Annotated in this window: 23 protein-coding genes; 17 read left to right on the top strand and 6 right to left on the bottom strand. The window is 71.3% G+C overall.

What is annotated here, in order from left to right; genetic code table 11:
* Positions 1-16 precede the first annotated feature (16 nt).
* From poxB to MTDSW087_RS01025, 10 genes are all read left to right on the top strand, one after another.
* Complete coding sequence (gene poxB / locus MTDSW087_RS01070; RefSeq protein WP_144758948.1) at positions 17-1750, top strand: ubiquinone-dependent pyruvate dehydrogenase; 1734 nt, start codon at positions 17-19, stop codon at positions 1748-1750.
* 79 nt (positions 1751-1829) lie between these two features.
* Complete coding sequence (locus MTDSW087_RS01065) at positions 1830-2852, top strand: NADP-dependent oxidoreductase (RefSeq protein ID WP_144758945.1); 1023 nt, start codon at positions 1830-1832, stop codon at positions 2850-2852.
* Between the two features lie 9 nt (positions 2853-2861).
* The gene (locus tag MTDSW087_RS01060; protein WP_144758942.1) at positions 2862-3605 is read left to right on the top strand and encodes a (Fe-S)-binding protein; all 744 of its coding nucleotides are present in this window, start codon (positions 2862-2864) and stop codon (positions 3603-3605) included.
* Positions 3602-5173, top strand: coding sequence for a lactate utilization protein B (locus MTDSW087_RS01055; RefSeq protein ID WP_144758939.1), 1572 nt, complete (start codon positions 3602-3604; stop codon positions 5171-5173). Before MTDSW087_RS01060 ends, MTDSW087_RS01055 begins: the two co-directional genes overlap by 4 nt.
* Positions 5170-5766, top strand: a complete 597-nt coding sequence (locus tag MTDSW087_RS01050) for a LutC/YkgG family protein (RefSeq protein WP_144758936.1) — start codon at positions 5170-5172, stop codon at positions 5764-5766. The genes MTDSW087_RS01055 and MTDSW087_RS01050 overlap by 4 nt, the downstream gene beginning before the upstream one ends.
* 94 nt (positions 5767-5860) lie before the next feature.
* A complete protein-coding gene (locus MTDSW087_RS01045; protein WP_144758934.1) occupies positions 5861-6721 on the top strand; it encodes a transglutaminase-like domain-containing protein in 861 nt (286 codons plus the stop codon).
* A gap of 223 nt (positions 6722-6944) precedes the next feature.
* Positions 6945-8324, top strand: coding sequence for an ethanolamine ammonia-lyase subunit EutB (locus MTDSW087_RS01040; RefSeq protein WP_144758931.1), 1380 nt, complete (start codon positions 6945-6947; stop codon positions 8322-8324).
* Complete coding sequence (gene eutC / locus MTDSW087_RS01035; protein WP_144758928.1) at positions 8321-9100, top strand: ethanolamine ammonia-lyase subunit EutC; 780 nt, start codon at positions 8321-8323, stop codon at positions 9098-9100. The genes MTDSW087_RS01040 and eutC overlap by 4 nt, the downstream gene beginning before the upstream one ends.
* A 294-nt stretch (positions 9101-9394) precedes the next feature.
* On the top strand, positions 9395-11125 hold the full coding sequence (ilvD, locus tag MTDSW087_RS01030; RefSeq protein WP_144758925.1) for a dihydroxy-acid dehydratase: 1731 nt from the start codon (positions 9395-9397) through the stop codon (positions 11123-11125).
* Positions 11112-12014, top strand: a complete 903-nt coding sequence (locus tag MTDSW087_RS01025) for a tetratricopeptide repeat protein (protein ID WP_144758922.1) — start codon at positions 11112-11114, stop codon at positions 12012-12014. Before ilvD ends, MTDSW087_RS01025 begins: the two co-directional genes overlap by 14 nt.
* 19 nt (positions 12015-12033) lie before the next feature.
* On the opposite strand, the gene MTDSW087_RS29900 is transcribed toward MTDSW087_RS01025, so the two are convergent.
* Positions 12034-12537, bottom strand: coding sequence for a TetR family transcriptional regulator C-terminal domain-containing protein (locus MTDSW087_RS29900; protein ID WP_186383693.1), 504 nt, complete (start codon positions 12535-12537; stop codon positions 12034-12036).
* A gap of 306 nt (positions 12538-12843) precedes the next feature.
* On the opposite strand from MTDSW087_RS29900, the gene MTDSW087_RS01015 reads away from it, so the two are divergent.
* The 3 genes from MTDSW087_RS01015 to MTDSW087_RS01005 are packed head-to-tail and all read left to right on the top strand — an operon-like array spanning position 12844 to position 15882.
* Entirely contained in the window at positions 12844-13563 is a 720-nt protein-coding gene (locus MTDSW087_RS01015) for a response regulator (protein ID WP_144758916.1), read from the top strand.
* The gene (locus MTDSW087_RS01010; RefSeq protein ID WP_144758913.1) at positions 13560-14954 is read left to right on the top strand and encodes an ATP-binding protein; all 1395 of its coding nucleotides are present in this window, start codon (positions 13560-13562) and stop codon (positions 14952-14954) included. The genes MTDSW087_RS01015 and MTDSW087_RS01010 overlap by 4 nt, the downstream gene beginning before the upstream one ends.
* A 58-nt stretch (positions 14955-15012) precedes the next feature.
* Positions 15013-15882, top strand: a complete 870-nt coding sequence (locus tag MTDSW087_RS01005; RefSeq protein ID WP_144758910.1) for an NAD(P)-dependent oxidoreductase — start codon at positions 15013-15015, stop codon at positions 15880-15882.
* A 2-nt stretch (positions 15883-15884) separates the two neighbouring features.
* Here the strand turns inward: MTDSW087_RS01005 and MTDSW087_RS01000 are convergent, their stop codons facing one another.
* A complete protein-coding gene (locus MTDSW087_RS01000; RefSeq protein ID WP_144758907.1) occupies positions 15885-16379 on the bottom strand; it encodes an MmcB family DNA repair protein in 495 nt (164 codons plus the stop codon).
* Between the two features lie 92 nt (positions 16380-16471).
* Positions 16472-16993, bottom strand: a complete 522-nt coding sequence (locus MTDSW087_RS00995) for a DedA family protein (protein ID WP_144758904.1) — start codon at positions 16991-16993, stop codon at positions 16472-16474.
* A gap of 144 nt (positions 16994-17137) precedes the next feature.
* Between MTDSW087_RS00995 and pdxY the strand changes: the two genes are divergently transcribed.
* The 4 genes from pdxY (at position 17138) to MTDSW087_RS00975 (ending at position 20547) form a co-directional block, all read left to right on the top strand.
* Positions 17138-17986: a pyridoxal kinase PdxY gene (pdxY, locus tag MTDSW087_RS00990; RefSeq protein WP_144758901.1), complete on the top strand. Its 849-nt coding sequence runs from the start codon at positions 17138-17140 to the stop codon at positions 17984-17986.
* Positions 17987-18055: 69 nt separating this feature from the next.
* Positions 18056-18943 carry a PhzF family phenazine biosynthesis protein gene (locus MTDSW087_RS00985; RefSeq protein WP_144758898.1) on the top strand — a complete coding sequence of 296 codons (888 nt, stop codon included), beginning with the start codon at positions 18056-18058 and terminating at the stop codon, positions 18941-18943.
* Complete coding sequence (locus tag MTDSW087_RS00980; protein ID WP_144758895.1) at positions 18936-19670, top strand: NUDIX hydrolase; 735 nt, start codon at positions 18936-18938, stop codon at positions 19668-19670. The genes MTDSW087_RS00985 and MTDSW087_RS00980 overlap by 8 nt, the downstream gene beginning before the upstream one ends.
* Before the next feature lie 91 nt (positions 19671-19761).
* Positions 19762-20547 carry a 3-hydroxybutyrate dehydrogenase gene (locus tag MTDSW087_RS00975; RefSeq protein WP_144758892.1) on the top strand — a complete coding sequence of 262 codons (786 nt, stop codon included), beginning with the start codon at positions 19762-19764 and terminating at the stop codon, positions 20545-20547.
* A 44-nt stretch (positions 20548-20591) separates the two neighbouring features.
* Here the strand turns inward: MTDSW087_RS00975 and MTDSW087_RS00970 are convergent, their stop codons facing one another.
* From MTDSW087_RS00970 to meaB, 3 genes are all read right to left on the bottom strand, one after another.
* On the bottom strand, positions 20592-20936 hold the full coding sequence (locus MTDSW087_RS00970; protein WP_144758889.1) for a CsbD family protein: 345 nt from the start codon (positions 20934-20936) through the stop codon (positions 20592-20594).
* Positions 20937-21061: 125 nt separating this feature from the next.
* Positions 21062-21685 (bottom strand): pyroglutamyl-peptidase I, encoded by a 624-nt coding sequence (locus tag MTDSW087_RS00965; RefSeq protein WP_144758886.1) that lies wholly within the window; start codon positions 21683-21685, stop codon positions 21062-21064.
* Positions 21682-22671 carry a methylmalonyl Co-A mutase-associated GTPase MeaB gene (meaB, locus tag MTDSW087_RS00960; protein WP_144758883.1) on the bottom strand — a complete coding sequence of 330 codons (990 nt, stop codon included), beginning with the start codon at positions 22669-22671 and terminating at the stop codon, positions 21682-21684. Before meaB ends, MTDSW087_RS00965 begins: the two co-directional genes overlap by 4 nt.
* Positions 22672-22778 lie beyond the last annotated feature (107 nt).

The following is a 22778-nucleotide window of genomic DNA, read 5'->3' as shown; positions in this document are numbered from 1 at the left end:
CACCCGGAGCCGGACCATGCGCATCACCAACGTCGCCGACCTCGTCGTCGAGACCCTGCAGGAGGCGGGCATCCGCCGCGTCTACGGGGTCGTCGGCGACAGCCTGAACGCCATCACCGAGGCGATCCGGGCGCGCGGCGTGATCGACTGGATCCATGTCCGCCACGAGGAGGCGGGCGCCTTCGCGGCCGGTGCCGAGGGGCAGATCAGCGGTGAGCTGACGGTCTGCGCCGGCTCCTGCGGGCCGGGCCACGTCCACCTGATCAACGGGCTCTACGATTGCCACCGCTCCGGCACGCCGGTGCTCGCCATCGCCGCGCACATCCCCTCGGCCGAGATCGGCTCCGGCTATTTCCAGGAGACGCACCCGACCGAGCTGTTCCGCGAATGCAGCCATTATTGCGAACTGGTCTCGGACCCCGCGCAGCTCCCCTACGTGCTCGAGAACGCCATGCGCGCGGCCATTGGCCAGCGCGGCGTCGCGGTGGTGGTGCTGCCCGGTGACGTGGCGATGAAGGAGGCGCCGAAGCGCGCCGTGACGCCACGCGCCGGCCTGCTCCCGCCGCGCCCCCTCGTGCGCCCGGCCGATTCCGACCTCGACGCGCTGGCCAGGCTGCTCGACGGGTCCGAGCGCGTGACGCTGCTCTGCGGGCGCGGCTGCGCGGGGGCGCATGCCGAGCTGATGCAGCTCGCCGAGGCGCTGAAGAGCCCGATCGTGCACGCGCTCGGCGGCAAGGACCATGTCGAGTTCGACAACCCCTACGATGTCGGCATGACCGGCCTGATCGGCTTCTCGTCGGGCTACGCGGCGATGATGGGCTGCGAGACCCTGCTGATGCTCGGCACCGCCTTCCCCTACAAGCAGTTCTACCCGCAGGACGCCAAGGTGGCGCAGGTCGATATCCGCCCGCAGGAGCTCGGTCGCCGCTGCCGGATCGATCTCGGCCTCGTCGGCGACGTGAAGGCGACGATCCGGGCGCTGCTGCCGAAGCTCGCGGTCAAGGACGACCGGCGCTGGCTCGATGCCAGCCTCAAGCATTACGCCAAGGCCCGCGAGGGGCTGGACGAGCTCGCCGAGGCCAAGCCCGGCAGCAAGCTGATCCACCCGCAATACCTTACCCGCGTGCTGAGCGAGATGGCCGCGGACGATGCGGTCTTCACCGCCGATGTCGGCACGCCCACCGTCTGGGCGGCGCGCTACCTCACGATGAACGGGCGCCGCCGCCTGATCGGCTCCTGGGTGCACGGCTCGATGGCCAACGCCATGGCGCAGGGCATCGGCATCCAGGCGGCGCAGCGGGACCGGCAGGTGATCGCACTCTCCGGCGACGGCGGCTTCTCCATGCTGATGGGCGACTTCCTCACCCTGCGTCAGCACCGCCTGCCGCTGAAGGTCGTGGTGTTCAACAACGGCTCGCTCGGCTTCGTCGAGATGGAGATGAAGGCCGCGGGCTATCTCGAGACCGGCGTCTCCCTCGACAACCCGGATTTCGCCGCGATGTCGCGGGCCGCCGGCATCTTCGCGCTGCGCGTCGAGGATCCGGGCGAGCTGCCCGGCGCCGTGCGCGAGTTCCTCACCTTCGACGGTCCCTCGCTCCTCGACGTGACGGTGGCGCGCAACGAGCTGTCGATCCCGCCGAAGATCGGCGGCCAGCAGGTGAAGGGCTTCAGCCTCTACATGCTGCGTGCGGTGATGAGCGGGAGGGGCGATTCCGTTCTCGACCTCGCCAAGACCAACCTCATCCGCTAGATCCGAGGCTGGAAGCGTTCCAGGGACCGCCGCGGCACGACAAGCGGCGGCCCGTCGGCGTTCAGGCGAGGAAGCAGGCATGGCGACCGAACGGCAGGTCTGGCGTCTCCGGCGCCGCCCCGTGGGCGAGATCCGCGACGGCGACCTCACCTTCGAGCGCGAGGCGCTGCCGGATTTGGCGGAGGGCCAGTTCCTCCTCAAGATCCTCTACATCTCTCTCGACCCGACGAACCGCATCTGGATGAGCGATGCGGAGGGCTACATGCCCCCGGTCGGGCTCGGCGAGCCGATGCGCGCGCTGGTCGCCGGCCGCGTGGTGGCGAGCCGCAAGCCCGGCGTCGCGGAGGGCGAGATCTATTCCGGCCTCGGCGTCTTCGCCGATGCCATGATCACGGACGGACAGGGGCTGAACCGGCTCGACCTGCCCAAGGGCCTCAGCCTCGCCACCGCCTTCGGGGCCCTCGGCATGGTCGGCCCCACCGCCTATTTCGGCCTCCTCGACATCGGCCGCCCGAAGGCGGGCGAGACCCTCGTCGTCTCGGCGGCCTCCGGCGGCGTCGGTCAGGTCGTCGGGCAGATCGGCAAGATCAAGGGCTGTCGCGTCATCGGCATCGCGGGCGGCCCCGAGAAGTGCCGCTACATCGTGGACGAGCTCGGCTTCGATGCGGCGATCGACTACAAGAACGAGGATGTCGGCGCGCGTCTCGACGAACTGGCGCCGAACGGGATCGACATCAATTTCGAGCAGGTCGGCGGCGAGATCATGCAGGCCGTGGTCGCGCGCATGAGCCGCTTCGGCCGCATGCCGCTCTGCGGGCTGATCTCCGGCTACAACGACGTCCAGCCAGCAGACTGGCCCGGGCAATGGGCCCTCGTGCTGATGCGCCGCCTGACCATCCAGGGCTTCATCATCCTGGATTACTTCGACCGCTACCCCGAGGCGATCCGCGATCTCGTCGGCTGGATGGCGGAGGGCAAGCTGAAGACCCGCCAGGACGTGCGCGACGGGCTCGACCGGGCGGTGGAGCACCTCAACAGCCTCTATACCGGCGGCAATTTCGGCAAGCTGCTGGTCCGCGTGAGCCCCGACGCCGAGGGCTGAGAGAGACCCATGCGTATCGGACTGTTCGTCCCCTGCTACGTCGACGCCTTCGAGCCCGAGGTCGGCATCGCCACCCTGGAGCTGCTGGAGCGCTTCGGCCTCGACGTGCACTACCCCTACGACCAGACCTGCTGCGGCCAGCCGATGACCAATACCGGCTGCCACCAGGAGGCGGCCGCCACCGAGGCCCTGTTCGTCAAGAACTTCTCCGGCTTTGACTACGTGGTCGCGCCCTCAGGCTCCTGCGTGCATCAGGTCCGCGAGCATCTGACCGCGATCCCGCAGACGGATGCGGTGCGGAAAGTCCGCGAGACCACGTTCGAACTCGTGGAGTTCCTGCACGACGTGCTGAAGGTCGAGGCGCTGCCCTGGGCGCGCTTCCCGCACAAGGTCGCCTATCACGCCAATTGCAACGCGCTGCGCGGCATCGACCATGCCCGGCCGTCCGAGCTGAACCTGCCCTATTTCTCGAAGCCCCTGAACCTCCTGAAGAAGGTCGCGGGCGTGGAGCTGGTGAACCTCGCCCGGCCCGACGAGTGTTGCGGCTTCGGCGGCGCCTTCTCGGTCTTCGAGCCGGCGGTCTCGGCCAAGATGGGCTACGACAAGGTGGCCGACCAGAAGCGGGCCGGGGCCGACTACGTGGTCTCGGCCGATTCCTCCTGCCTGATGCACCAGAAGGGCTGCGCCGAGCGCCTCGGCCTGCCGCTGAAATACATCCACATCGCCCAGGTTCTGAACGGAGCCGCCGCATGAGCGCCGAGGAGCTTCACCCCCGCGAGCGCGAGGGCGTCGTCAACCCGGCCGTCCGCGCCGCGACCGACGAGAGCGAGCGCGGCCAGGACGGGCGCCGGCTCGACCATGCCGAGGGCAGCTCGAAGCCGATCAAGGCGCCGCCCGTGCGCGAACCGCAGCCCCGCGGCGCCAAGATCCGCGGCGACCGGCCGATCGACCAGGCCGAGGCCGCCGAGCGCTTCCTCGCCGCGCCCCTCCACGCCGCCGCCCATGACGAGCGCCTGTGGGACCTGCGCAAGAAGCGGGACGCCGCCGCCTTCGGCATCCCCGAATGGGAGGAGCTGCGCGAGCTGGCCTCCCAGATCAAGACGCACACGCTCTCCCATCTCGACCTCTACCTCGAGCAGTTCGAGGCGGCCGCGAAGGCGAACGGCGTCCATGTCCACTGGGCGCGCGACGGGGCCGAGCACAACCGCATCGTGCTCGGCATCCTGCGCGACCATGGCGCGCGGACGATCGTGAAGTCGAAATCGATGCTCACCGAGGAGTGCGGCTTCCGCCACTTCATGGCCGGGGAGGGGATCGAGATCATCGAGACCGATCTCGGCGAGCGCATCCAGCAGCTCGACGACGAGGAGCCGAGCCACATCGTGGCCCCGGCCGTGCACAAGACCCGCCTCGACGTGGCCGAGGTCTTCGCGCGGACGCTCGGGACCGACCCCGACAACGACGACGCCCACTATCTCGCCGAGAGCCAGCGCGAGACCACGCGCCCGCACATCCTCGCCGCCGATGCCGGGATGACGGGGTGCAACTTCGCCATCGCCGAGACGGGCACGGTGGTCACCTGCACCAACGAAGGCAATGCCGACCTCTCGGGCAACGTGCCCAAGCTGCAGATCCACTCGATCGGCATCGAGAAGCTGATCCCGCGCATCGAGCATCTCGGCGTGTTCATCCGCCTGCTCTCGCGCTCGGCGCTCGGCTCGCCGATCACCCAGTACACCTCGCATTTCCGCAAACCGCGGACTGGCTCCGAAATGCACTATGTGCTGGTCGACAATGGCCGCGCCGCGCGCCTCGGCATGGAGGAGTTCTGGACCTCGCTCAAATGCATCCGCTGCGGCGCCTGCATGAACACCTGCCCGGTCTACCGGCGCTCGGGCGGGCTCTCCTACGGCGCGACCTATGCCGGGCCGATCGGACTCATCATCGACCCGACCTTCAACAAGCGGAAATACTCGACGCTGCCGTTCTCCTCGACCATGAACGGCTCCTGCACCAATGTCTGCCCGGTGAAGATCAACATCCACGAGCAGATCTTCGCCTGGCGCAAGGTGCTCGCCGAGGAGCACCAGATCCCGCTCCTGAAGCAGGGCATGATGAAGGCCGCGGGCGCCGTGCTGGCGCGGCCCGCCGCCTACCGGGCGGCGATCGGCGCGGCGGATTCGGCGCTGAAGGTGCTGCCGCGCTTCGCCGTCTACAACCCGCTCAACACCTGGGGGAAGAAGCGCGAGATGCCGGACGCCCCGCGCCAGAGCTTCCATGCCTGGTACAAGGAGAACCGCATGAAGGACGGCTCCAAGTGAGCGCACGCGAGGCGATCTTCTCCGACATCCGTCAGAACCGGCCGGCGGGCGAGTTCCCCCTGCCGGAGGTGCCCCTGTTCCAGCCGCTGGTCGGCGACGACCTCGTCGCCGAGTTCGGCGAGCGGCTGGTACGCATGGGCGGCCGCGTGGCCGAGCCCGGTGCGGACGACGTCTTCGCCGGCGTGCGCGAACGCCTGGACGCCGCCAAGGTCGTCGCCTCGGCCGTGCCGGAGCTCGAGGGCACCCTCGATCTGCGCGCGGTGTCGCGTCCGCAGGAGGTGAACGACGTGGACGTGGCGGTGGTCCGCGCCGTCTTCGGCATCGCCGAGACCGGCTCGGTCCTCTTTACGCAGGACCAGTTGATCGTGAACGCGGTCGCCTACCTCGCCCAGCACCTCGTTGTGCTGCTCGACCCCGCCGATATCCTGCCCAACGTTCAGGCGGCCTATCGCCGCCCGGAATTCGGGCAGGCGGCCTATGCGGTGCTCCATACCGGCCCCTCGGCCACGGCCGACATCGAGGGCGTGCTGATCCACGGGGCACAGGGCGTGCGCTCGCTGACCGTGGTGCTGCAACCGCGGGCAAACCCTTAAGCCGACGACGCTTTTTCGGGCAGGCGGGCCGGGAACCGGCATAGCTTTGCGCGCTTGTGCTGGTGGCCGAAACGGCCCCAGCGAAAGACTCCCGATGCGCTACACCCTCGGCTGCAGCCTGTCCTACAACATCCTCGCGGACACGACCTTCATCTTCAATTTCGAGGTGGCGCGGCTGAGGAGCGTCGAGATCCTGAGTGAGAGCCTGGTTCTCACGCCGGATCTCAGGCGCGAGGTCTACGTCACGCCCGATCTCAAGAACCGCTATCTCGGCGTCAACGTGCCGGTCGGCCAGCTCGCGGTGGAGTACAACGCCGAGGTCGACCTCACGGTGCACCGCGCCGACCCGGCGACCGTCAACGAGACGCCGATCTCGGCGCTGCCCATCGACATCCTGCCCTTCCTGCTGCCGAGCCGCTTCGTCTCCTCCGACCGGCTGACGCCCTTCGCCCGGGCCGAGTTCTCGGCGCTGCCCAAGGGCCACCAGCGCGTCAACGCGATCTGCAACTGGATCCACGACCACATCGCCTACGTGCCCGGCGCCAGCGACCAGGAGACCACCGCCGACGAGACCCTGCTGAAGCGCGCGGGCGTCTGCCGCGACTTCGCGCATCTCGGCACCGCCTTCTGCCGGGCGCTCGGCATCCCGGCCCGCTTCGTGAGCTGCTACGCGCACGGCCTCGTGCCGAGCGACTTCCACGCGGTGTTCGAGGCCTATCTCGACGGGCGCTGGTGGCTGTTCGACGCCACGCGGCAGGCCGATCTCGACGGGCTGGTGCGCATCGGCATCGGCCGGGATGCGGCCGAGATCGCCTTCTCGACGCCCTACGGCAACATGCAGCCGGTCAACCAGCAGATCCGCATCCAGCGCGTCGACGGGATGGGCAGCCCGATACCGCGCACCGTCGACGCGATCTCGACGGAGGAGCCCGCCCCGCATGCCGGGGCGGCGTGAGGGGATCCTGTCGTCCTGTGATCCTGTGCGCGCACGTCGCTCTACGGGAAATCGGTGCTTGGCTTCAGGACATGCATCTGAACCGCGACGGGCCCCCTCTCCCGAACGGGAGAGGGGACCCGCGTTTCACTCGGCAGGGGTGTGGAGCCGTGGCACGCTCCGCGCTGGAACGCCCCGCCTTCTGCTATGATCGCACCACCTCGATCCTCGACAGGGTGACCGGATGGCCTATCGCCACGTCGTCGGCTCGCACATTTGGGCCTTCGCGGATCTCGCCACGCTGATGGCGAAGGCGACGCCGCCGCGTTCGGGCGACCGGCTCGCCGGCATCGCCGCGGAGACGGCGGAGGAGAGCTGGGCGGCGCGCTGGTGCCTTGCCGAGGTGCCGCTCAAGGAGATCCTGGCCCGGCCGCTCATCCCCTACGAGGCCGACGCGGTCACCCGCCTGATCCTCGACACGCACGATCAGGCCGCCTTCGCCGAGATCGGGCACCTCACGGTCGGCGATTTCCGCGAGTTCCTGCTCACCGCCTCCACCGAGACGCTGGCCCGCATCGCGCCCGCGGTGACGCCCGAGATCGCGGCCGCCGTGTCGAAGATCATGCGCAACCAGGACCTGATCCTGGTCGCCCGGAAATGCCGCGTGGTCACGCGGTTCCGCAATACGATCGGCCTGCCCGGCACCCTGGCCGTGCGCCTGCAGCCGAACCATCCGACCGACGATCCCGCCGGCATCACCGCAGCGATCCTCGACGGGCTGTCCTATGGCTGCGGCGACGCGGTGATCGGCATCAACCCGGCCTCGGATTCGGTGCAGGCGCTCGGCGACCTCCTGAAGCTCCTCGACGAGCTGATCCAGCGCCACGCCATCCCGACGCAAGCATGCGTGCTCACCCATGTCACCACCACGCTCGAGGCGATGGAGCGCGGCCTGCCCGTCGACCTCGTCTTCCAGTCGGTGGCCGGCACCGAGGCCGCCAATGCGGGGTTCGGCGTCACGCTCGGCCTGCTCAAGGAGGCGCACGAGGCGATGCTGGGGCTCAAGCGCGGCAGCCTCGGCGACAACGGCATGTATTTCGAGACCGGCCAGGGCTCCTGCCTCTCGGCCGACGCCCATCACGGCATCGACCAGCAGACGCTGGAGGCGCGCGCCTACGCGGTGGCCCGCGCCTTCCGGCCGCTCCTCGTCAACACCGTGGTCGGCTTCATCGGCCCCGAATATCTCTACGACGGCAAGGAGATCATCCGCGCCGGACTGGAGGACCATTTCTGCGGCAAGCTGATGGGCGTGCCGCTCGGCGTCGACGTCTGCTACACCAACCACGCCGAGGCCGATCAGGACGACATGGACACGCTGCTGACGCTGCTGGGCGCGGCCGGCTGCACCTACGTGATGGGCGTGCCAGGGGCCGACGACGTGATGCTGAACTACCAGTCCACCTCGTTCCACGATCAGCTCTACCTGCGCGAGGTGCTCGGCCTGAAGCGCGCGCCCGAATTCGAGGCCTGGCTGCACGCCATCGGCCTGACGGACGGGCAGGGGGCGCTTCTGACCGGCGCGCCGAACCGCCTGCTCGCCGACGCAGCCGGGATCGCCGCATGAGCGACCAGTCGGAGATCTGGGCGCGGCTGGCCGGGCTGACCCCCGCCCGGATCGGCCTCGGCCGCGCCGGCAGCGGCCAGACCACGCGGAGCGTGCTCCGGTTCGGCCTCGCCCACGCCCAGGCCCGCGACGCCGTGCACATGCCCATGGACGCGCGGGCCCTGCGCGTCGAGATCGAGGCGCTCGGCCTCGCCACATTGCCCGCCGCCTCGCAGGCCGGCGACCGCGCGGCCTATCTGCGCCGGCCCGATCTCGGCCGCCGCCTCGCTCCCGACGACCGCGGCCGCCTCGCCGCCTCCGCCGGGGAGGCCTGCGACCTCGCCCTCGTCGTCGCGGACGGCCTCTCGGCCCGGGCGGTGCACGAGAACGCCGTGCCGCTGCTCGAAGCCTTCCTGCCCCATGCGGAGCGGGCCGGCTGGCGCCTCGCCCCCGTGGTGGTGGCGTCCCAGGCCCGGGTGGCGCTCGGCGACGCCGTCGGCGAGGCCCTGCGGGCGCGCGCCGTGGCGGTCCTGGTCGGCGAGCGGCCCGGCCTGTCCTCGCCGGACAGTCTCGGCATCTACTTGACCCTCGATCCGCGCGCCGGCCGAACCGATGCGGAACGGAACTGCATCTCGAATGTGCGGCCCGCCGGCCTCACCCCCGACAAGGCGGCGTTCAAGCTCGGCTGGCTGCTGAGCCAGGCGCTGGCCCGCGGCCTCACCGGGGTGCGCCTGAAGGACGAGAGCGACCGCGTGCTGGCGGAAAATCCCGCCGTCCCGCAGCTTCCGGAAGACTGATCGTCTCCGCCTCTCGACGCGGGGAGCGAAGCTTAGCTGTGGCGAGGTCGCAACACCGCGAAAGCATCCCGGGTTTGCCCCGAGCGCTGCCCTGATCCGCCGCGTTCCCGCCATAAACCGGGACCACCTCAGCATCGGCGGCAAACGACAATTCCTGCAACGCTTTACCGCCGGGTTGCGAACGATTCCGGACAGGCGTTTTCGAGGTCCCTCGCGCATCGTCGCCAGGCGATGTGATGGGGCTTTGCGCACCCCATCTCTGGAATCTTCGAAGAGTACGACGGGACCTGGGTCATGGACGCGCGCGTGAACGACAAGTCGAAGCTGCCGAGCCGGCACGTCACGGAGGGGCCGGACCGTGCCCCGCACCGCTCCTATCTCTACGCCATGGGCCTGACCCGCGAGCAGATTCACCAGCCGCTCGTGGGCGTCGCCTCGTGCTGGAACGAGGCCGCTCCCTGCAACATTTCGCTGATGCGCCAGGCGCAGGCGGTGAAGAAGGGCGTCGCCGCCGCCCACGGCACCCCGCGCGAGTTCTGCACCATCACCGTCACCGACGGCATCGCCATGGGGCATAGCGGCATGCGCGCCTCGCTGCCGTCGCGCGAGGTCATCGCCGACTCGGTCGAGCTGACCATGCGCGGCCACGCCTACGACGCCCTCGTGGGCCTCGCCGGCTGCGACAAGTCGCTGCCCGGCATGATGATGTCCATGGTGCGCCTCAACGTGCCGTCGATCTTCATCTATGGCGGCTCGATCCTGCCCGGCTCCTTCCGCGGCAAGCCGGTCACCGTGCAGGACCTCTTCGAGGCGGTGGGCAAGGTCGCCGTCGGCGACATGAGCCTCGACGACCTCGACGAGCTGGAGCAGGTCGCCTGCCCCTCGGCCGGCGCCTGCGGCGCGCAGTTCACCGCCAACACCATGGCGACCGTCTCCGAAGCGATCGGCCTCGCGCTGCCCTATTCGGCCGGCGCGCCCGCCCCGTACGAGATCCGCGACAAGTTCTGCGCCGCGGCCGGCGAGAAGGTGATGGAGCTCATCGCCAAGAACATCCGCCCGCGCGACATCGTCACCCGCAAGGCGCTGGAGAACGCCGCCGCGACGGTGGCGGCCTCGGGCGGCTCCACCAACGCGGCCCTGCACCTGCCGGCCATCGCCCACGAGGCGGGCATCGCGTTCACCCTGTTCGACGTGGCCGAGATCTTCCGGCGCACGCCCTACATCGCCGACCTGAAGCCGGGCGGGCGCTACGTGGCCAAGGACATGTTCGAGGTCGGCGGCATCCCCCTCCTCATGAAGACGCTGCTCGACCACGGCTTCCTGCACGGCGACTGCCTGACGGTCACCGGCCGCACCATCGCCGAGAACCTCGAGAAGGTGGCCTGGAACCCGGACCAGGACGTGGTGCGCCCGGCCAACAACCCGATCACGCCCACCGGCGGCGTCGTCGGCCTCAAGGGCAACCTCGCCCCCGAGGGCGCCATCGTGAAGGTCGCCGGCATGGCCGCCGAGAAGCAGGTCTTCACCGGCCCGGCCCGCGTCTTCGACGGCGAGGAGGCCTGCTTCGCGGCCGTCCAGTCGCGCTCCTACAAGGAGGGCGAGGTGCTGGTGATCCGCTACGAGGGCCCGCGCGGCGGACCCGGCATGCGTGAGATGCTCTCCACCACCGCCGCGCTCTACGGCCAGGGCATGGGCGACAAGGTCGCGCTGATCACCGACGGGCGCTTCTCCGGCGCGACCCGCGGCTTCTGCGTCGGCCATGTCGGGCCCGAGGCCGCGGTCGGCGGGCCGATCGGCCTGCTGCGCGACGGCGACATCATCACCCTCGACGCGATCAAGGGCACCCTCGACGTGGCGCTCTCGGACGCGGAGCTCGCCGAGCGCCGCAAGGCCTGGGCGCCGCGGCCGAACACGGCCACCTCCGGCTACCTCTGGAAGTACGCGCAGGGCGTCGGCCCGGCGGTGAACGGCGCCGTCACCCATCCGGGCGGCGCCAAGGAGACGCAGAGCTATGCGGACATCTAGGACTGACCTCTGCCGGCCCATGCGGCCGGCCGGGGCCGCTCCGGGTCGGCGCCGAAGGCTCGCAATCCTGCGCTCCTCGGTCTTCGCGGGGCTCTGCGCCGCGTTGACCTTGGCCGCGCTGCCGCCGGCCCCGCGCGCGCTCGACGCGACCGCGCGCACCCCCGTGCCGGAGCGGAGCTACCGCTCCGCCAAGGACGCGCTGCGGGCGGGCGTGCGCGAGTACAATGCGGGCGACAAGGAAGGCGCCGCCCGCGCCCTCGAATACGCCGCCGGCCAGGGCCATGCCCTGGCCCTGTGGAAGCTCGGCCGCATGTACGCGGACGGGGACGGCGTGCCGCACGACGACCTGAAGGCGTTCGAGTATTTCTCGCGCATCGCCGATGCCGGCAACGCCGACGGGCCGGACGCGCAGACCTCCGCCGTGACGGCCTCCGCCTTCACGGCGCTCGGCACCTATTTCCTCGACGGGATCAAGGGCACCTATGTGCGCTCGAACCCCGAGCGCGCCTACGACATGTTCAACTACGCGGCGTCCTATTTCGGGGACCCCAACGCGCAGTACAACCTCGCCCGGCTCTACCTCGACGGCAACGGCGTCGACGCGGACCCGAAGCAGGCGGCGCGCTGGTTCAACCTCGCCGCGGAGAAGGGCCACCATCCGGCCCAGGCGCTCCTCGGCGACATCCTCGTCAACGGCCTCGGCGGCGTGCCGGTGCAGCGGGTGCGCGGCCTGATGTGGCTGGCGCTCGCCCGCGAGGGGGCGCAGGGGCGCAAGGACGACTGGATCGTCAACCTCTACGAGAAGAACTGGGCCAGTGCGAGCGACGACGACCGCACCGAGGCCCAGTCGCAGATGCAGACGGTGGGCTCGATCAAGCGGCGGCGCTGACCGCGCTGCCGCTTGATCCTCAATCCAGCGGCAGGCCCAGGCCGCCGAACACCAGTTGCACGATGGTCGCCTTCGCGGCCACGTAATCCGTCTCGTCGAGGCGGTCCTTCTTCTTCATCAGCGCCATCTGGTCCGAGAAATCGGCATAGGCCTGCGTCATCGCCCAGATGCAGAAGAACAAATCGGCCGGGCTGATCGGCCGGACCAAGCCGGCCGCGGCCCATTCCTCCACCATCGCCACCTTCGCGAGCAGCTGCGGCGTCGAGACCGAATCGATGAAGCTGCCGATATGCGGCGCACCGCTGATGATTTCGGTGGCATAGATCTTCGACAGGGACGGGTGGTCCCGCGAGAAGTCGATCTTGCGGTGGATGTAGTCGCGCAGGACCGTGCGCAGGTCGCCCGCGAGGTCGAGGGCGTCGATGTCCGCCGCCCAGGTGTTCATCGCCCGCTCCAGCAGGGCGCGGTACAGATCTTCCTTGTGGTCGAAGTAATAGTACAGGTGCGGCTTCGAGACGCCCACGACGCAGTCGTGATCTACGCCGCGCTGATGCGCCGTCAGCCGGCCATCGCCCTGCAGCCGGCGGAGTGAGGACGGGGCGGCCCGGATATCCGGGCCGCATCCCGGGGGCTGCGGGATGCCGACCGCGACCCTCTTCCATGCTCCGGGCGGATGATCCGCGCGGGGCCGTAAGCGCTTGACGTGTTTCCGGATATGTCCGCCGCCACCGCGGAAACGTGTGGTTACAATTGTCCGCGCCGCCCCATCTTCCGAATGCGGCCCGGGCCGGGCCATAACCAGTGCATGCTGGCGACCGAACCCTCCGTGATGACCGCGACCGCGACGCCCCACATCCTCGTCGTCGAGGACGACCGCGAGATCTCGGCCCTCGTCGCGCGCTACCTGCGCGGCAACGAGTGCCGCGTGACGCTGGCCGGCGACGGGCGCGAGATGGACCGGGTGCTCGGCGACGCCAGGGTCGACCTGATCGTCCTCGACCTGATGCTGCCGGGCGAGGACGGGCTCAGCCTGTGCCGCCGCCTGCGGGCCGCCTCCCAGGTCCCCGTCCTGATGCTCACCGCGAAGAGTGAGGAGATCGACCGCATCATCGGGCTGGAGCTCGGCGCCGATGACTACCTCGCCAAGCCCTTCAACCCGCGCGAGCTCCTGGCGCGCATCCGCGCCATCCTGCGCCGCACCGCCGCCAACGCCACCGACGAGGACGGCGTGCGCCGCCTCCACTTCGCCGGCTGGACCCTCGACGTGTCGCTGCGGCAGGTGCTCAGCCCCGAGGGCGCCCGGGTCGCCGTCACGGGCGCGGAGTTCGACCTGCTCCACGCCCTCTGCCTGCGCCCGGGCCGGGTGCTCTCCCGCGACCAGCTCCTCGATCTCACGCAGGGGCGGGCGGCCGGCCCGTTCGAGCGCAGCATCGACGTGCTGATCAGCCGGATCCGCCAGAAGATCGAGCGCGATTCGCGCAATCCCGAGATCATCCGCACGATCCGCTCCGGCGGCTACCTGTTCACGCCCGAGGTCACGCGGGCATGAGCGGGCTCGTGCAGCGCATCCGCGCCCGGCTTCGCCCGCGCAGCATTGGCGGCCAGATCGCGCTCCTCGTGGTGGCGGCCATCGCCGCAGCGCATGTGGTGGCGACGCTGGCCTTCTTCCTGCTGCACGAGCCCTGGCGGCCGGAGGACCGGCCCGGCGTGCTCGTCGGCCGCCTCTCGATCGTGGCGCGCCTGCTCGACGCCTCCGAGCCGGAGACGCGGCCGACGCTGCTGGCGAGCGCCGCGCGCAGCCTCGCCATCCTCGACATCGCCCCCTGGGACGGGAAGGGCGGCGACACCGGCACCGACAAGCCGGTGGCGCGGCGCCTGCGCGAGAGCTTCGGCCGCGGCCTCACCATCGCCGACCTGACGCCGGATTCCGCCCGCAGCGGCCACGCCCTGCGCCTCGGCCTCGCCACGCCGAACGGCGCGATGCTCCAGGGTACGCTGCCGGACGATCCCCTGCGTCCGCCGCGCCAGGGCGCGATCATCTTCACCTTCGTCTTCCTGGGCCTGACCCTGACGCTCCTCTCGGTCTGGGCGACGCGGGCGCTCACGGCGCCGCTCGCACGCCTCGCCGGAGCGGCCGAGGCCTTCGGCACCCGCGACGACCACGCCGCCCTGCCGCAGGCCGGCCCGAAGGAGGTGCTCGCCGTCTCCCGGGCGCTCGACCGGATGCGGGCCCGCGTGCGCCGGCTCATCGACGACCGCACCCAGATGCTCGCCGCCATCAGCCACGACCTGCGCACGCCGATCACGCGGCTACGCCTGCGCGCCGAGTTCATCGAGGACGAGAACGCCCGCGCCTCCACCCTGCGCGACCTCGACCAGATGAACGCGCTGGTCGAGGCGGCCCTTTCCTTCGTGCGCGACGGCCAGGCCCGCGATATGGGCAACCAGTCGCTCGTCGACCTCGCCTCCGTGGTCCACACCGTCTGCGACGGCTTCGCGGATGTGGGCGCGCAGGTCTCGGTGGAGCGCAGCCGCCATGTCCTGGTGCGCGGCCGGCCCGACGAGTTGCAGCGCGCGATCACCAACCTCGTGGACAACGCCGTGAAGTATGGCGGCAGCGCCAGCCTGTTCATGGACGCCATCCCGCGCGGCACCCGCGTCGAGGTGCGCGACCCCGGCCCCGGCATCGCCGAGGCCGAGCGCGAGGCGATGCTCCAGCCCTTCGTGCGCGGCGACCGGGCGCGGAACCTCAACGAGGCCACCGGCTTCGGCCTCGGCCTGTCCATCGTGCAGGCGATCGTCGAGGCCCATTCCGGCCGGCTGATCCTGGAGAACCGGCCCGAGGGCGGGTTCAGCGCGGTGATCGAGCTGCCGCTGGCCGCGCAACCCACTCTCGCCTCGCCCGAGCAGAGGCCGGCGCCGATGGACCGCGCCGCGTGATCCGTTGGCGCCGCCGCGCGTTATGCGCGGTGCGGGGCGTGAGCGGAGGAGAGCGCGCATGGATGTCGGCTTCATCGGGCTCGGGCGCATGGGCCGGGGCATGGTCGCGAGCCTGCTCCGGGCCGGCCACGGGGTCCGGGTCTGGAACCGCTCGGCCGGCGCCGCCGAGGGGCTCGAGGGGGCGACCGTGGTGGGAAGCCCCGCAGAGGCCTTCCGGGGCGAAGCGGCGATCACCATGCTCGCCGACGACGCGGCCCTGCGCTCCGTCATCGTCGAGGGCGGCCTGCTCGACGGGGCTGAGCGGCCCGGCCTGCATCTCGGCATGAGCACGATCTCGGTGGCGCTCTCCCGGGAGCTGGCCGCCATCCACGAGCGGGCCGGCGTGCCCTACATCGCCGCCCCGGTCTTCGGACGGCCGAACGTGGCCGAGGCGGGCGAACTCAACATCGTCTGCGCCGGCCCCGAGGCGGCCGTCTCCCGCGCCGCGCCGCTCCTCGACGCCATGGGCGCGAAGACCTGGCCCTTCGGCCCGGAGGCGCCCCGCGCCAACGCGGTGAAGCTCGCCGGCAACTTCATGCTGATCTCGGCGATCGAGGCGATGGGCGAGGCCTGCGCCTTCGCCGAGGGGCACGGCGTGCCGGGCGCCGACCTCCTCGACCTCCTCACCAACACGCTGTTCGCCTCGCCCGTCTACAAGGGCTACGGCGCCTCCATCGCCGCGAGCCGCTACGAGCCGCCGGGCTTCAACCTGAGGCTCGGCGCCAAGGACATGCGCCTCGCGCTCCAGGCGGCCGAGGCGGTCGGCGTGCCGATGCCCTTCGCCAGCGTGCTCCGCGACGGCCTGATCGAGGCCATGGCCCACGGCGACGCCGACAAGGACCTCGCGGCGCTCGCGAAGGTCTCGGCCCGGCGGAGCGGGCGGGGTTAAGTTTAAAGCGCCCCCTCGCGCACCGCGCCGGGATCGGCCAGCGCATGGAGCAGCCGCGCCGCGCTGTGGGCGAAGCGGAGGGTCACGGCCTTGCGGCGGGCGCCGCTCAGCGCGTGCTCGGCGGGCTCGCGCAGGATCGCGGCGCCGAAGGCGTCGGCGACGATGAGACCGCATTCTTCGGGGATCATCGATTCCGGCACGCTGTCCGAGATCGCGAAGTAGAAGCGGTCGCAGAAGTCGCGGTAATCGGGCCATTTCCGGTCGGCCCGGAAATCCGCGACGCTCGACTTGATCTCCACGATGCTGAGCTTGCCCGCCCCGCACAGGGCGATCACGTCGGCGCGCCGGCCGTTCGCCAGGGAGAACTCGGGCAGGCTGACGCAGCCGAGTTCCGAGAACAGCCGGCGTACCCCGCGCTGGATGCGCAAGGCCGTCGGCGACTGGCGGCGGTCGGCCGGCAGCAGGGTCTCGGGGGACGTGGCGAGGGCAGGGGGCATCGGGCCAGGGAGCATCGGGCGAAGCGTTCCGTTTCGGAACACTCTGCCCGGCTCGAGGGCCGCTTGTCACCTGCGGCGCGTGCGCCGGGCCGTCAGCCCTGGAGCCAGGTGAGGAGCCCCGCCCCGGGGGCGAGCAGCACGAAGGCCCAGACGAAGCCGGAGAGCCAGTTGGCGATCTGGAAGGGCAGGCGCTCCACCGCGAAGATGCCGGCGATGAGCGGCACCACGGCGCGCGCCGGCCCGAAGAAGCGCCCGACCGCCACCGAGGCCGCGCCCCAGCGCTTGAGGAAGCCCTCGCCGCGCGCCACCATCTCGGGATAGTTCCGCATCGGCCACATCGCCTTGGCGTTCGGGCCGTAATAGCGGCCGAACTCGTAGGAGATCCAGTCGCCGAGCCCGGCCCCGATCCCGGCGGCGGCCACCACCGGCCAGAGCGGGATGTCGGCCGCGCCCACCATCGCCCCGATCCCGACGAGGATCACGGTCGCGGGCACGAGGAGCGACAGGAAGGCGATGGATTCGCAGAAGGCGAGCACGCCGGTGATCAGGGGGGCCCAGCTCTTGTGGGCCTCGACGAAGCCGAGGGCCGTGATCCGCAGGGCTTCGAGGTCCATTCGTCTGCTTCGCCTTGTTCCGGAGAGCGTCGGATCTGGGGCGGTGCCGGCATTCGCGCAACCCGGCCCCCGGCCGGATGCGGGATGCGGCCTCACGGGAAACCCGCTAACAGTCCAGCCGCCCCAGTTCGGAGGTGAGAACCCGTGCAGGTCCTGTCGATCCAGTCCCATGTCGCCTACGGCCATGTCGGCAACGCCTCGGCGGTGTTCCCGATGCAGCGCCTCGGCGTCGAGGTCTGGCCGATCCACACGGTGCAGTTCTCCAACCATACCGGCTACGGCGCCTGGCGCGGCCGGGTCTTCGACGGGCCGGCGATCGAGGAACTGGTGGCGGGCATCGGCGAGCGCGGCGTGCTCGGCGCCTGCGACGGGGTGCTCTCCGGCTATATGGGCTCGGCCGATATCGGCACGGCGATCCTGCGGGCGGTGGCCGCCGTGCGCGCCGCCAACCCGAGCGCGCTCTATTGCTGCGATCCGGTGATGGGCGATACCGGCCGCGGCGTCTATGTCCGCCCCGGCATCCCCGACTTCATGCGCGACCAGGCGGTGCCGGCCGCCGACATCCTGACGCCGAACCAGTTCGAGCTCGACGCGCTCACCGGCCTGCCCACCGGCACGCTGGACGAGGCGAAGCGGGCGGTGCTGGCGCTCCAGGCGCGCGGCCCCCGCGTCGTCCTCGTCACCTCCCTCGTCACCGACGCGACCCCCGCCGACGCCATCGACCTGCTCGCCGGGGAGGGCGGCAAGTTCTGGATCCTGCGCACGCCCCGGCTCTCGCTCGACGTGAGCGGGGCGGGGGACTGCATCGCGGCCCTGTTCTTCGTCCACTACGCCCGCACCGGCTCGGCGGCGCTCGCCCTCGGCATGGCCGGGGCCTCGGTCTACGGGCTGCTGCGGCGCACCGCCGAGGCCGGCTCCCGCGAGATCCTCACCGTCGCGGCGCAGGACGAGTTCGTGAGCCCGAGCGAGACCTTCCCGGTCCTGCCGCTCTGACACAGTTCCCATCCGTCCGGCGGCGTTCGACGAGGCAGGCTCGCCTCGCCCGCCTGCAGAGGAGCCTCCATGCCGCGCCGCTTCGTCATCCTCGACGTGTTCACGCAGACGCCGCTCGCCGGGAATCCGCTCGCCGTCGTCCTCGACGCGGAGGGGCTCGACGGCGCGGCGATGCAGGCCATCGCCCGCGAGTTCAACCTGTCGGAGACGGTGTTCGTGCTGCCGCCGGCCGAGGCGCGGCACCGGGCGCGGCTGCGCATCTTCACGCCGACCCGTGAACTGCCCTTCGCGGGCCATCCGACGGTGGGCAGCGCGGTGCTCCTCGCCCTGCGGGACCGGCGGGCCGACCTCGCCGACGCCGTGGCCTTCGGCCTCGAGGTCGAGCTCGGCGTGGTGCCCTGCGTGGTGGAGGCGGGCGAGAACCGGGGCCGCGCCCGCTTCAAGCTGCCGGTGATGCCCGATTTCCGCGGCGACGGGCCGGACGCCGCGCCGCTTGCCGCCGCCCTCGGCCTCGAGCCCGGCGATATCGGCTTCGGCCGGCACCGCCCGAGCCGGCACGCGGCCGGGCCGGAATTCACCTTCGTGCCCGTGGCGAGCCGCGCCCGCCTCGACGCCGCGAAGGCCGGCGCGGGCCTGCCGGAGATCGCCGACGCGGTCTATCTCTACGCGCCCGATCCGGAGGGCCTCGGCCTGCGCTTCCAGTCGCGCATGCTCGCCCCGGCCCTCGGCGTGCCCGAGGATCCGGCCACCGGCTCGGCCGCGGCGGCCTTCGCCGGCGTGCTCATGCAGTTCGAGACATTGGGCGAGGGCACGCACGACGTCGCCATCCGCCAGGGCGTCGCGATGGGCCGCCCGAGCGAGATCGACCTCCAGGTCGAGGTGGCCGCGGGTGCGCTGCGCTCCGTCGAGATCGGCGGGGCGGCCGTGGTGGTCGCCGACGGCAGCCTGCATGTCTGAGGGCCGGCCCTACGGCTTCGAGGTGCTGCCGCTTGCCCGCATCGAGGCGCGGCTCGTGGCCTATGACTGGGCCTGGGCGCGGGACAACGCCGAGCGCGTCGCCGAGAACTGGGAGCGGCGGCGGGCGGCGCGGCCGGCGCTCTTCGACGGGCCGGTGCTCCTCGCCTGCGCCTGCGCGGTGACGGACGGCGTCTGCCGGGTCGACTTCTTCGAGACCACCTATTCCCGCTTCATCGCCTATCGCGACGGCGGCTCGCCCGATGGCCACGTGACCAACGCCTTCGCGGCGATCGTTCCCTGGAGCGCGGACGGCGCCGTGCTGATGGGCGAGATGGGCCCGCAGACGGCCAATGCCGGGCAGATCTACTTCCCCTGCGGCACGCCCGACCGCGACGACATCCGCGGCGACACGGTGGACCTCGCCGGCAGCGCCGGCCGCGAGCTTCGGGAGGAGACCGGCCTCGCCGTGCCGGAGGAGGCCGGGGAATCCTGGGTGCTCCTGCGCGGCGACGGCCAGCTCGCCTTCCTGCGCCCGGTCCGCCTCGACGAGACCGCCGAACAGCTCGGGGACCGGATGGAGCGGCACCGGCTGCAGGACGCCGATCCGGAGCTCGCCCGCGTCGTCATCGCCCGCGGCGCGCAGGACATCGACGGGACGCGGATGCCGCCCTTCGCGCGGGCCTATCTCGCCGCTGCCTTCGCGGGCGTCCCGGCCGTGACGGGCTGAGCCGACCCTCACCCGGACCATCTTGCCGCGCCGCACGCGCCGGCACAGGTAACGTGCCCGAGGCCGCAGATCCGACCGCCACGGAGTTCCCATGACCCTCAAGTCCAAGACCGCCATCGTCACCGGCTCGACCAGCGGCATCGGTCTCGCCCTCGCCCGCGGCTTCGCGCGCGAGGGCGCCGACGTGGTCCTCAACGGATTCGGCAAGCCGGAGGACATCGAGCGGGCGCGCTCCGGCATCGAATCCGAGTTCGGCGTGAAGGCGCATTACTCCGACGCCGACATGACCAAGCCCGAGCAGATCACGGCGATGGTGCGCGAGGCCGAGGAGCGCTCCGGCTCGGTCGACATCCTCGTGAACAATGCCGGCATCCAGTACGTCTCGCCGATCGAGGAGTTTCCGGGCGAGAAGTGGGAGCAGATCATCGCGATCAACCTCTCGTCGGCCTTCTATGCCATGCAGGCGGCGATCCCCGGCATGAAGAAGCGCGAATGGGGGCGGATCATCAACACGGCCTCGGCGCACTCGCTCGTCGCCTCGCCGTTCAAGTCGGCCTATGTGGCGGCCAAGCACGGCATCGCCGGCCTCACCAAGAGCGCGGGCCTCGAACTCGCGCCCTACAGGGTCACGGTGAACTGCATCTCGCCGGGCTATGTCTGGACGCCTCTGGTCGAAGCGCAGATCCCCGACACGATGAAGGCGCGCGGGCTCACCAAGGAGCAGGTGATCGAGGACGTGCTGCTGAAGGCGCAGCCGACCAAGGAGTTCGTCACCGTCGATCAGGTCGCCGCGCTGGCGGTCTTCCTGTGCTCGGACGCCGCGAGCCAGATCACAGGGTCCAACCTGTCCATGGACGGCGGCTGGACCGCTCAGTGACGGAAGGCGCGGACGCCCCCCGGAGGGGCGTCCGCGCGATTGGATCAGCGGCGGCCGTGCAGCAGCAGGGCGAGGCCGTAGCCGACGGCGCCCGCCAGCAGCAGGGCGATCAGCGGGTTCTCCTCCACGCGCGAGCCCACCGCGTGGCGCCCGTCGCGCAGGTAGTCGCCGCTGCGGTCATAGGCGTCTCGGGCATAGGTGCCGGCATTGTCGGCCACGTCGCGCAGCGTGTCCTTGGCCTGGCCGTAGATATTCTGCGCGGTGCCCTGCGCCTCGCGGAAGCGGCCCTCCACCGAGTCGCGGTTCGAGCCGACGAAGTCGCCCGCCGCGCCCTGGGCGCGCCCGGCGAATTCCTTCGCGCCGCCGACGATGCGATCCGTGTCAACCATATGATCTCTCCGTTGTCGAAGCGGGGCGCCGGGCCCGGGTCGGTCCGCGCGGCGCCTTCCGTCGTCCGATGAACGCCCGAGATCGCGATTGGCCCCGCCTCCGAACCGACAATTCGTGCGGAGACTCACCGGCCGTGTCGGGCGCGCACCCTCATCGCCCGGGCGATCTCGGCGAGGGCCGCGGCCTGGCGGCTCCGCTTGGCCTTGCCGGAGCCTTGGCCGGAGACGCCACGGAGGGGCCGGGCCGTGCGCGGAACCGGCGGGATGTGCACGAACAGAGCCGGGCAATCCGCAGCGAGCGCCGCATAGTAGCTCGCATTGCAGAGATAGCGGCCCGCATCGTTCGAGGGTCGCGCGTCGAGCCCGTGCCGGCGCAGGGTTGCCAGCGCCTGCGCCGCCGCGGAGCTGCGGCGGGAGGCCGGCCCGTCCGGATCGAGGTCGAGCCGCGCAGCGGTGCGGCCCGAGGCGTCGGGATAGAGCCGGCTCGCCCGGTTGCGGGCGCGCGTCTCGACGCGGATCCGCTTGGCCCGCGAGGCGACGCCGAGCATCAGCACGGCCGCGGGCCGCTCGGCCAGCGCCGGCAGCAGCGTGCCGGGGATCGACGCGTAGGCGGTGCGCAGGACGAGGATGCGCGGCGCCGGGCCGCCGCGGAGCCGAAGCGCCGCTCCGATCGCGCGGGCGAGCGCCGCGCTCGGGTTGCGCGGCATGCCCGGGAAGGGGCCGAATCCGGTGACGAGGACCGGGTTCATAAACCGATCAGCTCGGCGATCAGCGCGGCGCCGGCGGCCGGCGAGTGCGCGCCCCCCGCCACCGAGGCCTCGGCCTCCGCCGTCTTCGCCCGCACCTCGGCGGTGCCGACGAGGCGCTGGTGCAGGCGCTCATGGACCAGCGCCCACATCCACTTCACGTCCTGCTCGCGCCGGCGCTTGGCGATCTCGCCCGTGGCGGTCAGGCGCTGGCGGTGGTCGACGACCTTCTCCCAGAGCGCGTCGAGGCGCAGGTTGTGGAAGCCGGAGATCGTCACCACCGGCGGCGTCCAGGTGGCGGAGGCCGGCGTCAGGATGTGGAGCGCGGCCCGGTACTCGGAGGCCGCCGCATTCGCCCGGCGCTCGGCCTCGCCCTCGTCGGCCTTGTTGACCGCGATCATGTCGGCGAGTTCCAGGATGCCCTTCTTGATGCCCTGAAGCTCGTCGCCGGCCCCGGGCAGCATCAGCACGAGGAAGAAGTCCGTGAGGTCGGCCACCGCCGTCTCGGATTGGCCGACGCCCACCGTCTCGACGAGGATCACGTCGAACCCCGCCGCCTCGCAGAGCAGCATGGTCTCGCGGGTCTTGGCCGCGACGCCGCCGAGGGTGCCTGAGGACGGGGAGGGGCGGATGAAGGCGTCGGGGTCGAGGGCGAGGCGGGCCATCCGCGTCTTGTCGCCGAGGATCGAGCCGCCGGTGCGCGTCGAGGACGGGTCGACGGCGAGCACCGCCACCTTGTGGCCGGCGGCCGTCAGGTTCGAGCCGAGCGCGTCGATCGTCGTCGACTTGCCGACCCCCGGCACCCCCGTGATGCCGACGCGGATCGCCTTGCCGGTCTGCGGCAGCACGGCGTCGATGAGGTCGCGCGCCAGTGCCCGGTGATCGGGCCGCTTCGATTCCGCGAGGGTGATCGCGCGGGCGAGCGCCGCGCGCTCGCCGGCGAGCAGCCGCTCGCGAAGGGCATCGAGGTCGAGGGAGGGAGAGGCCATGCGCCCTACATGACCGGGCCTGCGGCGTTCGTCGAGGGGGCGGCGCGGGCCGGGCCCGGACGCCTGTGCCCCGCCGACCACAAGGGCCATCCTGCCCGCAATCCACA

The sequence above is a fragment of the Methylobacterium dankookense genome, assembly GCF_902141855.1.
Classification (GTDB): Bacteria; Pseudomonadota; Alphaproteobacteria; order Rhizobiales; family Beijerinckiaceae; genus Methylobacterium; species Methylobacterium dankookense.
This window is presented reverse-complemented; position numbering and strand designations above follow the sequence as displayed.